We start from the raw sequence: 13,205 nt of genomic DNA, 5'->3' as shown, positions 1-13,205 counted from the left end.
TGATATGCGGGCCCTGTGGGGGATCTATGGTTGCTCGCGAGCGGATGTGAAGACGCCGGACCGGCTTCAACCGGGAAGACGGCATTTCAGACGATAAATATCGGGTAGATGTACTGGCCTCTTCCCGGCTAAAGCCGGTCCCACGTCGTCGCACCAATATTGAGATCACTCCGGTGGGAGCGAGCTTGCTCGCGAAGGGGCCGGACCAGTCACACATACCTTCAAATCCGGACATCGCCTTCGCGAGCAAGGTGGAGCGCCACCCCGGTCGCTCCCACAGGAGACTGCCTTACCACATGCTGCGTGCGAATCCTTACTGCATCCGCATCGCAATCACTTTGCTCATGACCAGCGACAGGAACTCTTCCGGGGTCATTTTCTGGCCATTGAAGTCGACCATGCCATTGGCGTAGGTCAGGCTGGAAACGATGTTGTCGCCTTCCACTTTGCCCACTTGCAGCATGACTGCCATGGCGCCGACCATTTCGCTGGCCGCCTTGGCTTGCTCGGCAATCGCTGCCGGATCCGTCTGCCCGCCCAGGGTGGCTTGCAGGGTAGCAAGGTCGCTGATCATCGGTTTGGACAACACGACTTTGGCATCCAGCAGGCCGATGGCGTTTTTCGCGACTTCCGCCGAAGGCTGATCGGTTGATCCTGGGTTGGCAAGATCCACAGCGATGCGCATGTGGCTTTCGCCGTTGGCGGTTCTCAGGGCGAGTTTTTCAAGTTCGATATGCGGTCTCGCCGCGAGCATTTTGGCAACTTCGGCATTCATCCACTCTTGATCCGTGGGGCTAAGTTGCAGTTCGAATTTGCGATCTTCGGCGATAGCAGCCTGTTGCTGCGGCAGGATCTTGGTCTGGTACAGCTGATACAGGGCCTGGGTCGCCGCCACATCGAAATTGCTGATCTTGAACCCGGATTGCAGCGCGCCCACGTCCTTGCCGTTGTAATTGATCATGCCGACGTTATAGCTCACCTGGGCTGCAAGATTGCCGCCCTCTTCCTGCGCCAGGTTGGTGTTAACCACGTCCGTAAGAACGATCGGCGCCTGTCCTGCAACCTGAGCCAGGACGTGATCGACTTTCAGATTGCTGTGCCCCAGATAGAAACCGGACTTGCCTTTGGTACCACCGCTGTCAAAGCTCAGATTCTTCGCGCCAACGGCGACTTCACCTTCGGGTGAAGTGACGTTGAGCTGCAGATTATCCATCTTGCCGGTCAGCTTCAGTTTCTCGGCATCTGCACTGGCTTCTACATCAACTTCAAGTCCGGAGAAGACGAACTTGCCATCGCTGTCGTTCATTTCCAGCGGCGATAGCAGCAAGGTACCGGCAGCCGCGCGGTCGTAACCGATGCTGGCGTGTCCCGTGACCGGACTTGCGCCTTTGCTCATGGCGAACCATTTTTCGGCGCTCGGGCTTTTTTCCATCGCGAAATTGCTCTGCGCCATGACCGGCAGAAGCTTGAAGCTTTTCAGGCGAGAAAACGGCAGCGGCCCGTGCTCGATATTGTCGACGAACAGGAATTCAGCATCTTTGCCGTCCTGGGACATGTTTTCGTCATGGATGACCACGCGGTATTGGGCGGTGCTGCTAAACACCCGGCGATCGAAAGAAACCAGATCAATGACCATGCTGCTTTCGCTGCCCTTGAGCGAGGCGGCCATTTCCTGATTGGCTTGCTGGATCGAATCGCGTAATACATCTTCGAGTCGGGTGCCGGTGTACCACGCGCCGCCGGTGGCCAGTGCCCCGACAATAATGATGACGCCTGCTGCAATACCTGCTGATTTATTCATGGGTCGACTCGAAGAGATCCGTTTCTGATAAGTGAAATTTTCGTCCCTGAACCTGTAGCGGAATTTCGCTTCAAGGGTCAAAAAGTCGCGAAATATTACCATCGACGGCTTCAAAAAGACCCAAGGCGCTTCCCCAATCTGTGTACGAATGCTCCTTTTCGACAGGGTTTGGGCAGCAGGCGCCGTATTTGGTTGCAGGACCTCCGGATTCAGACATGGGTAGCAATACTCTTCCTACAGAAGTTAGGCTGGTCGCAGGTTTGAAAAAACAGGATTGAAAACGATGACTGAACAGCGAAGCGAACGAGGCCCGATCAAGGCTGTGATTTTCGACATGGACGGGTTGTTGCTGGACACCGAAGGGATTTACACCGAGGTGACCCATCTGATTGCCAGCCGTTATGGCCGCACGTTCGACTGGGCTGTGAAGCAGCACACCATTGGCCGCGGCGCTCGGGATTTTGCCGGGTTCGTGATTCAGGAGCTGGAGCTGCCACTGTCCATCGATGAGTTTCTGGACATCCGTGCGCCGATGCTGGACGAGCGTTTCCCGAAGGCGGCGGCCATGCACGGTGCTGAAGCGTTGGTACGGCATCTGGCGGCGAACAATATTCCCATCGCCGTGGGCACCAGCTCGTCTGTGCACTACTTCCACGCAAAAACCGAAATGCATCGCGCCTGGTTCGAGCTGTTCGAAACCGTCGTGACTGCCGATGATCCGCACGTCACGGCCGCCAAGCCCGCGCCAGACATTTTCCTGGTCGCAGCCCAGCGTCTGGGCGTGGACCCTGCTGACTGCCTGGTGTTCGAAGACTCGCCTTTCGGCGTCACAGCTGCGAAAGCGGCCGGCATGTACGCCGTCGCGGTGCCGGATTCACACATGCCGGTGGAGCAATATGAGCACGCGGACCTGCTGCTCGGCTCACTGGCTGACTTTCCGCTGCAGAGCTGGGGCTTGCCGGGGATGAAGGGCTGATACGCGCTGATACAGCCTGCACTTAGGGTCAGGCTGTTTTCAGTTCCTCCGGGTCGTGTTCTTCGAGCCATGCAGCAAGCGCCGTATTGATGCGGGTTTGCCATCCGCTGCCTGATGCACGGAACGCTTCAATGATTGCTGGATCAAGCCGTAGACTTACCTGCTCTTTAGGCTTGGCAACAGTTGGCCGCCCCCTTTTTGGCTTAAGCATTTCTGCTGCTTGGGCTGGTCCAAAAATTTCACTCAAAACCTCAGCCGCAGGCCGGGCCCGCGCAAAGTCTTCATCCGTCCATTCGGGGTTTTCTTGATCCGTCTGTTCAGGGTCGATTCGTTTGCTCATAGCGTTTTATCTCTCGCCGGTTAGCTTTACGAAGGCTGATGACATGCAGCGCCGGGCCTCTATAGGTGAATATCAGCATATGCAGCCTGTCTGAAATGAACCCTAATGCCTGAAATCTCTTCTCGCCGTAATCATGGCGAAGATCCTCGGCAATTAGCGTGCATGACCAATCGAAGTTCTCGACGATATCGAAAGGCAAGCCACGCAGCTCCCCTTTGCGCTCCAACTTTCTGGGATCGTAGGTTATCTGCATCAATTAACGTATCTACAATAAATAACACACAAGCGATTGGCAACCTCTCGCTCTCCCCCAAAGCATGGAGATGAAACGCAACCGCCAGGTGGTCATTATTTACCGCATGAAACAAACCGTGCGCCGATCAGCACAATCTGTGAGAGCGTCACCGCTGACAACACCATTCGCAGCCTTCGACAGCTCCTACGGAGATGGCTTCAGATCAACCTTCAGCGCCGCTGCAAAAGCCTTGACCAATGGACTGCGAGGCGCGTTGCGGCGCAGGATCATGTTGATGTCTGTACCAATGTTGATCAGATCCGGGCGCAGGGCGCGCAGCAGGCCGTCACGCACCAGGTGCTCGGCAAAATGATCGGGCAGAAAACCAATGAAACGCCCGGTGAGGATCAGCATGGCGACCGCCTCGACCTGAGATGCCGTAGCCGATTGAGCATCGAGGGTCACGAAGTTGGCTTTGTCGCCATGGATCGCATAACGATGATTGACCACTTCATAGCCGCGTAACACATCCACATCGATCTGCGCCGGATCGTTACTGAACAGCGGGTGCTCGCTCGAGCAATAGGCGCTGGATATTTCTTGGTACAACGGGAAGTAATCAAACTCCTCACGGCGCTGGTAAACGGGAACAATGCCCAGGCTCAATCGCCCTTCCACAACCCCACGCTCAATATCGTCGAGCTGGGTAGCATGCAAACGCAGTCTGACTTTCGGCGCTTCATCATGCAGGGTGCGCAGCGCCTTGATCAGCGGCGAGTATTTGTCTTGCAGGGTGTTATCAATCACGCCGATGCTCAAATCACCAATCAATTCATTCTGGGCAGAACTGAGCCGGTCACGAAAACTGTCCACAGAAGCAAACAGGTCAATAGACGCCTGGTAAACCAACCGACCTTCCTCGGTCAGGCAAAAACCTTCACGCCCTCGGGTACACAAGCGCATGCCGAGGCGGATTTCCAAATCGGAAATCTGCTTGCTGATGGCCGCCAGCCCGACATTCAGCTCATTCTGGGCGGCGCTGAAACCGCCCGCCTCGACCACAGCCTTGAACACCCTCAATAGCTTGAAATCCAGGCCACTAAGCGAGAGCGCAGGCCGATTTCCCGGCGCGGAGGGCAAGTTGGCGGAATTGGAAAGTGGCGTTTCCATAAAACTGATTGACCTCATTTGCCATATTCAACAGGCTCTAACCTCAAGCACGAATATAGCCGAGCGCAATAATGACCATACCCACTGCGGCTTGGCAACCGCCACATAATTATCTAACGCAGTGCAATTGCCTGATTTAAATAGGATAAAACCTGCCATATTGCTCAGACGTACGCATGGGTGAGCCGTGTAGAAAACAGTGCGTACCCATTCCAAAACCCATTACCCATATGCTTCTCGACGGCCTAGGGAGAGTCACCGTGCAAAACATCGTCAAAGCCGTCAATGTGCATAAGTTCTACGATAGTTTTCACGCCCTCAACGATATCAACCTGGAAGTCGAGCAAGGCGAAGTATTGTGCGTGATAGGCCCGTCAGGTTCGGGCAAGAGCACCTTGCTGCGCTGCGTCAATCAGCTTGAGCGCGTCGACAAGGGAGGCTTGTGGGTCGATGGCGAGCTGGTGGGTTATCGCATCGTCGGCAACAGGCTGCATGAACTGACGGACGTACAGATCGCCCGCCAACGGCTTGCCACTGGCATGGTGTTCCAGCGCTTCAACCTCTTCCCGCATATGACGGTACTGCAAAATATCGTCGAAGGCCCCTGCCAGGTGCTTAAGCGCTCACCCAAGGAAGCCCACGAGCACGCCCTTGAATTACTCGCACGGGTTGGCCTGGCGGAGAAGCGCGATGCCTATCCGATCGAGCTGTCCGGCGGCCAGCAGCAACGTGTCGCCATTGCCCGGGCGTTGGCCATGCGCCCCCGGCTGATGTTGTTCGATGAACCCACATCAGCGCTTGATCCGGAGCTGGTCGGTGAGGTCCTGTCGGTCATGCGCGACCTGGCGCACTCAGGCATGACCATGATGGTAGTCACGCATGAGTTGGGATTCGCCCGTGAAGTGTCCAACCGAATCGTGTTCATGGACGGCGGCCAGATCGTCGAAAGCGGCAGCCCGGAAGACATCCTCTTGAGCCCGCAGAACCCTCGCACGCAAAGCTTCATTTCTGCAGTGCGCAACTGACAACAACAAGGACATAGCACCGCGTGGCCACGTACTCGCTTGTCATACGCCGCCTGCTGATCTGCTCCCTGACGATCGTTGTCAGCCGTGCGATCACCAGCCCGTTATTGACCCTGTTTCTGAGCACCCGACTGGGCCTGGATCAGCAGGATGTCGGTTTACTGATGGGCATTGCTGTGTTCCTGGCGACACTGCTCGGGCTATATGGCGGCTACATTATTGATAGGCTGGAGAAGCGCAAACTGCTGATCGTGGCGATGCTTTCCAGCGCCATCGGCTTTGCCCTGCTGACATTGGCCCACGACGTGTATCTGACCACCCTGACCCTGGTGGTCACCGAAGCCGCATCGGCGTTGTTCCTCATCGGCTCCAAGGCAATCATCAGTGAAAATCTGCCGATTGGCCTGCGGGCCAAAGTATTTTCCCTCCGCTATACGCTGACCAACATTGGTTATGCGACAGGCCCGATGCTCGGCGTGATCATTGCCGGTTATTTCCCCTTGGCACCGTTCCTGATCGCCAGTGCCATCGCGTTCGGCAGCGTCTTTCTCATGATCGGCATTGCCCCGACCCAGCGTGATGGGCACTCCAAGCCCCAAAGCTTCTTCGACACCCTGCGCACTCTGAAAAGCGACCGCATTCTGGTTCTGTTCACCGGGGGCAGCCTGTTGAGCACTATCGTTCACGGCCGCTTCACGCTGTATTTGTCACAGTTCCTGCTGGTGACACAGGCACCTCAAGATGCGTTAAAAATCCTCTCCGCGGTGCTGGCCTGCAACGCTCTGACAGTGATCCTCATGCAGTACCAGATCGGACGATGGCTCAAGCGGGAGCAGATGCATTACTGGATTGCCTTGGGCGTCGGGTTTTTCGTCTGTGGCCTGATCGGCTTCAGTTTTTCCAGCAGCCTGATGGCGTGGTGTATCGCGATGTTCATTTTCACCCTGGGTGAAATGATTATTTACCCCGCCGAGTATTTGTTCGTCGATACCATAGCGCCCGAAGCATTGCGCGGCAGTTACTACGGCGCACAGAACCTCGCTGCTTTCGGTGGGGCGCTGAGCCCGGTGATCTGTGGCTATCTACTTATCCATACCCCTGCGATAACGATGTTCTATGTCTTGGCCGGACTCACGATGCTGGGAGGCACGCTATGCTTCATCAGCGCTCGCACGGCCATGCCTCAGTCATCAGAGACCAATTGAGGCTTTATCTGGACATCCATCGTCGAGGGCAAAGGTCAACGGTCCAATCAAGAGTACTTATGAAGAACAAAGGCTATGCGCACTCCAACTAAACAAAGTGTCCTGAGCACTATCATCGGTGATGAAACGCCTGCGGCCCACAGGGCACGTGCAGTGATTGAAGAGACACTGCGCACCGCCATTATTGACGGCCGATTGCCTGCCGGAACCCCATTGCGTCAGCAGGAACTGGCCACGCTGTTCAACGTCAGCCGCATGCCGGTGCGCGAAGCGTTGCGCCAACTCGAAGCGCAGTCTCTGGTGCACGTCGAAATACACAAGGGTGCGGTAGTCGCGCCCCTGATCGGAGAAGACGCGGTTGAAGCCTATGCCTTGCGCATCCTTCACGAGTGCGAAGCGCTACGACTGTCCATCCCGTTACTTGACGACGACGATCTGGCGCAAGCCCGACACTACATCGAGAGGATGGAGGTGGAAACCGATTACACCGAAATGGGCAGGCTGAACCGCCAGTTTCATATGTGTCTGTACGCCAAAGCCGGGAACAAGCGTCTGATGGGGCTGGTTGAGCTGGGTCTGAATGAAGAGGAACGCTTTCTGCGTTTTAACCTGGCAAAAATGGGCCTGGGCAAACTGGCTCAGGATGACCATTGGGAACTGCTCAGGCTTGCCCAAGCCAGAAAGGTGGAAGAAACCGTCAACGCTCTGATCGTGCATCTCAACCGCGGTGTGCAGGCAGTCACTCGCTATCTGGACTCCCTGGCGGCCAACACAGCATCCACGACAAATCATAAAGAGCCCGATAACGCCTGATAGCGTCTGGCTCGACCTTTCCGGCGAGCCTAGCCTGAACCATCAACAGCACGGCTGCTCAGCCAGCTACTCTCACCCGCCAGCTTTATCTTTCTTTCCTCGTTTCTTATCGCGGTTTGTCCTATTCACGCAGGTCCAGTCTGCCGGTTTAATGAGTCAAACTCGCCAAGACAACGTCAGCGCAGGACAAGTTGATACGGGCGACCGTCCGTTAGCCAGCCACCAGAAAGTTATACCCACATAGAAAAGGAGTTCGTGCACGGGCAATAGAAGTGGATGGCATTAACTTCCATCACTGCCCCTTGAAATACAAAATTATTGATTATTCAGTTTCAAAGCAACGCTGAGCGAGGCATGAGCTCATTATTTATAATTCCGACCCCCATCCGTTGGAAGAGTTGCTTACAGCCCTATAAAACATCGACAAGAAGTTTTATATCGACGCACTCAACCTCAGTTTCTCCAAACTTAAAATAATTAAAAAATAGTTTGCACCACAACTTGATCCTGATCTAAGTTTTAGCTCGTGCACTGCATCGCCCCACGAAACCGGATGCCGAGCCCTGCTCACCAAGGGCGACTGGTTGCCAGGAGCATGTGCAGCCCTGGCGTCGGCCAGCCAGCTAAAGATGCTGACTTACAGCCTGTTTCAGGCGCAGGGGCCATCGGTCCATGCTGACTTCAACAGACAGATCTTCGATGTAACACCCGGAACTAAACCTAGTAGTCAGATCAATACCTACCACAGGTTAAAATATTTAAACGAGGGATCGCCATGTATTACCAGGACTCATTATTGTTACGCAAGAAAACCGAACTAGGAAACCATCCGGTCTTCGCGGAGATTGATACGCTGGAGGTACTTAAACGGTTTATGGAAACCCATGTATTCGCCGTATGGGACTTCATGTCGCTGACCAAACGGCTGCAACAGGAACTGACCTGCACGCAGCTGCCTTGGCTACCGCCAAAGGACGCAGCCGCCGCCCGATTGATCAACGAAATCGTGCTGGGAGAGGAGTCTGACGACAAGCGGGGCGAAGGCCATTACAGCCATTTTGAACTGTACCTGGACGCCATGCGGGAGATCGGAGCCAGCACCGCACAGGTGGAGCGCTTTGTTTCGCTTCAGGCGCAAGGGATGCATTACACGACCGCGCTACGGAGCATCGATGCGGGCGAGCCTGCATCCGGATTCGTCAGTCACACGCTGGATACTGCCCTGAACGCTCCTGCGCATTGTGTGGCTGCCGCTTTTTTGCACGGGCGCGAGAGTGTCATCCCACTGATGTTCCAACGCATCCTTGATGACTGGGGCATCACAAACCATCAAGCCCCCACTTTCCGCTATTACCTGCAACGCCACATTGACGTCGACGCGGGCGAACATGGCCCTGCAGCGCAACAGCTGGTTGCACGGTTAGTCGCTGGAGACGAGCAACGAGCGCGCGAAGCCTGCCAGGCCGCCATTGCCGCAGTCGAGAGCCGTATCACATTGTGGGACAAGCTTCGCGTCAGCATGCGCGGTCAGACTCACACATCCACATGTACCTCCCTATCTACCCCGATTGCCGGGCTGTGAACCGACAAGGACGCCGTCATGAAAGCCGAAGAATATGTGTCGTTCGTCGACGCCTGGGAAGACCGCGCTGCCATCCGTACGCGGCCTCGGCGCATGGTTGAAGACGATGACAAACTCATATACCCGCTCAGCCGCCAGCCCTTGGTGCTGAGCGAAACCTTCACACGTGAATGCCCGCATCTGCGCGACTATGCCTTGGTGCAGAGCCTCTACAAGTTCATCAATGATGTGGTGATCTTCGAGACTGAAATCGTCGACAAGACCGCCCGCAGCATCGCCAAGAACAGGTTCGCAATCCCCTTCCCGTTTGCCTGTCGCTTTGACGCAATGACCGTCGTGGTCGATGAGGACTATCACGCGTTGGTCGCCATGGACTTCATGCAGCAGACCATTGGCCTTACGGGCATTGAACCCATTGCCCTGCCTAGGGAAATCGAGCTCAGCCGTGCCATTCCTGCGGCGCTGGCGCTTGCCCCGGATCACCTGCGCAGTGCGGTGGAACTGATTTGCGTCGCCATCGCTGAAAACACGGTGACCAATGATGTTGCCGCATTCGCCAAAGATGGTTCGGTTAAAACGTCCATCAAGGGGCTGATGGCCGACCATTTACTGGACGAAGGCCGTCACTCCGGCTTCTGGGCGCGGTTAGTGCGTATCTACTGGCACGGCGCCCCGGAACAGGATCGCCATTGCATTGCCCAGATCATGCCGGTGTTCATTGCTCACTATCTGACCAATGAGATCCAGAACGGCTTCGATTTCGTCCTGATTGACCACCTGCAAACATCGCCCTTGGTCAAGCAGGCCTTGAAAGACGAAACCCGCGCAGTGAGCTTCCCGATCAACCACCATCATCCGTTGATTGGCAACATTGTGAGGTTCTTCAAAACCAGCTCGATGCTCGATTCGCCCTGTATTCAAACGGCCCTTGCGAGCTATCTGCCGACACAGGAGGTGCGGCCATGAGACGCCTGGAGATTGTGCTCATCGGTCACAGTCTGGCCCTGAGTGAACTGGCAGAGGAACTGCAATGCCACGGCCATCACCTGCAGCGGCTGACTGATCAAATGGAGCTGGATGGCGTTTCGATCACGGAAACTGCGCTGTTGATAGACGACGGTACGCTGGAAATCACAGCTTCTGGCCATGACCGGCTGGCCTTGCGGGTGGGTATGAGCAACGGGGCAGAAAAGGAACTGCCATCTCTGGAGATTCTTTGCTGGTACGGCTCAAAGACTGCACAGCATTTGATCGCTCGTCACGTACTGCCCAATGAGCCTTCTGGAAATGGCCGCATGCTGCGCGACGCGGCAATGACCGCTGTTATCAGCATGGCTGCATCGCAGGTCAGCCGCGCGTCTCGGGACTCGGGCTATCTCGCCTCGGCCCTCACTGTCGACCCGCCAAGAAGCGCACATCAGTACGGCTTGCAGGCTATCGACCATTTGATGTTTGAGCATCGTTTTAATAAAACCGAGACACCGGCGCTGCTCGAAATATCAAGGTTGCCCCTGATTGTTCGTCTGGATGAGAGTCTGCGCCGACATGGCGACCGCGTTGCGCTGAACTTCGGAGATCAACGCATCAGCTACCACGAGCTGTACGCGCACAGCGTTGCGATCCAGCATTGGTTGCTGCCATTGGTAGCGGAGCATGACGCGAGCTCGCCGATAGTCATCGGGATCTGCATGCCCAAGTCTGCGGCGCTGTTTGCGGGGATTCTGGCAATCATGGGCTGCGGTGCAACTTATTTGCCCTTGGACCCCAGCCAACCTCTGCAGCGTCAGCAATACATTTTGCAAAACTCAGGGGCGATAGTCCTGCTGCACGACGGATCGCATCCGCTGGCGAGTGCCGAGTTCCCTGCGCTGGACATCAGCCGTATTGATCTGCGCCTGTCAGATCAAAGTCTGTTGCAAGCCAGGGTGGAGAGTGAGGCCGCCTGTATGGCGCTTTACACCTCGGGCACTACCGGGCAACCCAAGGGCGTATTGCTCAGCCAACGCAATCTGAGCCACTTCACCGCTTGGTATGCCGAGTATGCGGGGCTATCGGAGCACAGCCGGGTACTGCAATTCTCCACGCTGAGCTTTGACTCGTCGGTGATTGATATCTTCCCGACATGGCTTGTCGGCGCGGAACTGGTGGTTGCCAACGAGGACCAGCGTCGCGATCCGTCACAGCTGGTGGAGTTGATTCATCAGGGCATCAGCCATGCTTTTCTGCCACCTGCCCTGTTGAGCATATTGCCACTGGACCGACCTCTGGGACTTGAGCAGTTGATGACCGGCGGTGACGTCTGTGAGCCCGACGTTATCGAGCGACTGGCTGGCACCTGTCGCTTCCATAATCTTTATGGACCCACTGAAACCACTGTGCTGATCACTGCCCGACAATTTCAAGTCGGTAACAGCAACCGCAACTTGGGCGGCCCGATTGCCAACAGCCAGGTGCTGATCCTCGATGAACAATTGCAACCTGTGCCGGAAAACACACCGGGAGAGCTGTATATCATCGGTCCCGGGGTCGGGCTGGGCTATTTGAACAATCCTGCTCTGACTGCCGAGCGTTACGTGGACCTTACGCTTGGCGGAGCAAAACGGGTTCGCGCGTATCGAAGTGGCGATATCGGCAGATGGACTCCGCTGGGCATTGAGTTGTGTGGTCGGCGCGACAATCAGGTGAAGATTCGCGGCTTTCGGGTTGAACCTGAAGAAATTGAACATTGCCTGCGTAACAGCCACCTGTATCGACAAGTCGCAGTAGTGATCAATGCTCAGCAACAGGTCCTCGCCTTCGTGGCTCAGCCAACGGCTCCTGAGGACCAACATCCCAGCCATGTATTACGCGAGTATGCCGAACGGCTGCTGCCCGAATATATGCAGCCGATTGCTTATACCTTGCTGCCGGCAATGCCGTTTTCCAGTAACGGCAAGCTTGATAGAAAGTCGTTACTCGAGATACCGGTCGCGGTGATCGACGAAAAATCGCGACGCGAGCCTGCAACTGAAAGTGAGCGGCAGCTTGTAGATCTATGGGCTGAACTGTTGGAATTTTCCCCTGACGTTATTTCTACAGACGAGAGCTTTTTCAATCTGGGCGGCCACTCGATTCTGCTATCGCGGATGTTGCTGGCCATCCGCGAGCGGTTTGGTCGCAGCATTCCCATCAATCGCTTCATAGAGGCACCCACCGTATTGACACTGGCGAGCTTGATAGACGAGACAAATGTCGCAGGCAGTGTCAGCCCTCAAGCGCTACTGGATGCCAATAGTAAACTCGCGCTAAAGGTATTGCCTGCTAACCAGTTAGGGGACGTCAGCAAGGTAATTGTCACTGGAGCCAACGGGTTTCTCGGGGTTCATATCGTCGAGGCGCTCCTGGAACATGGGGCAACGGAAGTGGCTTGCCTGATCCGTGGCAGTAACGGGAAAACGGCAGAGCAGCGTTTGCGGGAGTCGCTGAAAGAGAACCGCCTGGACCATCTCGATCTGAGCCGGGTGACGGTATATCCCGCAGACATTAGCCAGCCGCGCCTGGGGTTGAGTAATGAAGTGTATGAACGTTTGAATCTGGAGTTCGGCGTTCTGGTACATAACGCTGCCAACGTGAATCACGTGCAGGACTACGAAACACTGGCTCGTGATAACGTCGCGCCGATCCTGGAGTGCCTTCAACTGTGTGAAGGGCGGCGCAAAAAGATATTCAACTTCGTTTCAACCCTGTCAGCTTCCAGCGCTGTGGCAAGCGATGGTTATGTCCTGGAACAGCCGGCTGCGGCCACCCCCCCTATCTACATAAAAAATGGCTATAACCTGACCAAATGGGTGGCCGAGCGCATTCTTCGCCGTGCTGTAGAGCTGGGCGTGCAGGTCAAAGTAATACGCTGCCCATTGAGGGCTAGGGTTTACCCGGGCCCTCAATGGAGTGCGACAACGCACTATGTTTTCGAGCGGACAAACAAAACCCCCGACCGCGTCAGCGATCGGGGGTTTTGGGATTCAATCTTGACGATGACCTACTCTCACATGGGGAAACCCCACACTACCATCGGCGAT

11 protein-coding genes are annotated in these 13,205 nt (G+C 55.7%); 7 read left to right on the top strand and 4 right to left on the bottom strand.

The window, feature by feature from the left end; genetic code table 11:
• Window positions 1-313: 313 nt before the first annotated feature.
• On the bottom strand, window positions 314-1,801 hold the full coding sequence (locus IV01_RS23685) for a YdgA family protein (RefSeq protein ID WP_032625055.1): 1,488 nt from the start codon (window positions 1,799-1,801) through the stop codon (window positions 314-316).
• Window positions 1,802-2,084: 283 nt separating this feature from the next.
• Here IV01_RS23685 and IV01_RS23690 point away from each other — a divergent pair, with 283 nt between their 5' ends.
• Window positions 2,085-2,777 (top strand): HAD-IA family hydrolase, encoded by a 693-nt coding sequence (locus tag IV01_RS23690; RefSeq protein WP_032625053.1) that lies wholly within the window; start codon window positions 2,085-2,087, stop codon window positions 2,775-2,777.
• A gap of 28 nt (window positions 2,778-2,805) precedes the next feature.
• On the opposite strand, the gene IV01_RS26065 is transcribed toward IV01_RS23690, so the two are convergent.
• The 3 genes from IV01_RS26065 to IV01_RS23700 all read right to left on the bottom strand — a co-directional run bounded on the left by IV01_RS26065 (window position 2,806) and on the right by IV01_RS23700 (window position 4,522).
• Window positions 2,806-3,117: a BrnA antitoxin family protein gene (locus IV01_RS26065; protein WP_080290179.1), complete on the bottom strand. Its 312-nt coding sequence runs from the start codon at window positions 3,115-3,117 to the stop codon at window positions 2,806-2,808.
• Window positions 3,095-3,370: a BrnT family toxin gene (locus tag IV01_RS23695; RefSeq protein ID WP_032625051.1), complete on the bottom strand. Its 276-nt coding sequence runs from the start codon at window positions 3,368-3,370 to the stop codon at window positions 3,095-3,097. Before IV01_RS23695 ends, IV01_RS26065 begins: the two co-directional genes overlap by 23 nt.
• Before the next feature lie 186 nt (window positions 3,371-3,556).
• Window positions 3,557-4,522: a LysR family transcriptional regulator gene (locus IV01_RS23700; RefSeq protein ID WP_032625049.1), complete on the bottom strand. Its 966-nt coding sequence runs from the start codon at window positions 4,520-4,522 to the stop codon at window positions 3,557-3,559.
• Between the two features lie 260 nt (window positions 4,523-4,782).
• Here IV01_RS23700 and IV01_RS23705 point away from each other — a divergent pair, with 260 nt between their 5' ends.
• The 6 genes from IV01_RS23705 to IV01_RS0124430 all read left to right on the top strand — a co-directional run.
• The gene (locus IV01_RS23705) at window positions 4,783-5,547 is read left to right on the top strand and encodes an amino acid ABC transporter ATP-binding protein (protein WP_050507250.1); all 765 of its coding nucleotides are present in this window, start codon (window positions 4,783-4,785) and stop codon (window positions 5,545-5,547) included.
• Window positions 5,548-5,570: 23 nt separating this feature from the next.
• Window positions 5,571-6,752: an MFS transporter gene (locus IV01_RS23710; protein ID WP_032625047.1), complete on the top strand. Its 1,182-nt coding sequence runs from the start codon at window positions 5,571-5,573 to the stop codon at window positions 6,750-6,752.
• 75 nt (window positions 6,753-6,827) lie between these two features.
• On the top strand, window positions 6,828-7,565 hold the full coding sequence (locus IV01_RS23715) for a GntR family transcriptional regulator (protein ID WP_032625045.1): 738 nt from the start codon (window positions 6,828-6,830) through the stop codon (window positions 7,563-7,565).
• Between the two features lie 775 nt (window positions 7,566-8,340).
• A complete protein-coding gene (locus tag IV01_RS0124435) occupies window positions 8,341-9,147 on the top strand; it encodes a DUF3050 domain-containing protein (RefSeq protein WP_050507249.1) in 807 nt (268 codons plus the stop codon).
• Between the two features lie 18 nt (window positions 9,148-9,165).
• Window positions 9,166-10,113 carry a diiron oxygenase gene (locus IV01_RS23720; protein WP_032625043.1) on the top strand — a complete coding sequence of 316 codons (948 nt, stop codon included), beginning with the start codon at window positions 9,166-9,168 and terminating at the stop codon, window positions 10,111-10,113.
• On the top strand, window positions 10,110-13,205 hold a 3,096-nt coding region (locus IV01_RS0124430; RefSeq protein WP_050507248.1), incomplete at its 3' end, for an amino acid adenylation domain-containing protein. The genes IV01_RS23720 and IV01_RS0124430, both read left to right, overlap by 4 nt.

This window comes from Pseudomonas syringae, assembly GCF_000737245.1.
In the GTDB taxonomy this organism is placed as follows: domain Bacteria; phylum Pseudomonadota; class Gammaproteobacteria; order Pseudomonadales; family Pseudomonadaceae; genus Aquipseudomonas; species Aquipseudomonas syringae_J.
This window is presented reverse-complemented; position numbering and strand designations above follow the sequence as displayed.

Coding starts and splice junctions, on each gene's coding strand:
- IV01_RS23720 (WP_032625043.1), top strand. CDS start 9,166: ATGAAAGCCGAAGAATATGTGTCGTTCGTCGACGCCTGGGAAGACCGC.
- IV01_RS23685 (WP_032625055.1), bottom strand. CDS start 1,801: ATGAATAAATCAGCAGGTATTGCAGCAGGCGTCATCATTATTGTCGGG.
- IV01_RS23695 (WP_032625051.1), bottom strand. CDS start 3,370: ATGCAGATAACCTACGATCCCAGAAAGTTGGAGCGCAAAGGGGAGCTG.
- IV01_RS0124435 (WP_050507249.1), top strand. CDS start 8,341: ATGTATTACCAGGACTCATTATTGTTACGCAAGAAAACCGAACTAGGA.
- IV01_RS26065 (WP_080290179.1), bottom strand. CDS start 3,117: ATGAGCAAACGAATCGACCCTGAACAGACGGATCAAGAAAACCCCGAA.
- IV01_RS23700 (WP_032625049.1), bottom strand. CDS start 4,522: ATGGAAACGCCACTTTCCAATTCCGCCAACTTGCCCTCCGCGCCGGGA.
- IV01_RS23715 (WP_032625045.1), top strand. CDS start 6,828: ATGCGCACTCCAACTAAACAAAGTGTCCTGAGCACTATCATCGGTGAT.
- IV01_RS23690 (WP_032625053.1), top strand. CDS start 2,085: ATGACTGAACAGCGAAGCGAACGAGGCCCGATCAAGGCTGTGATTTTC.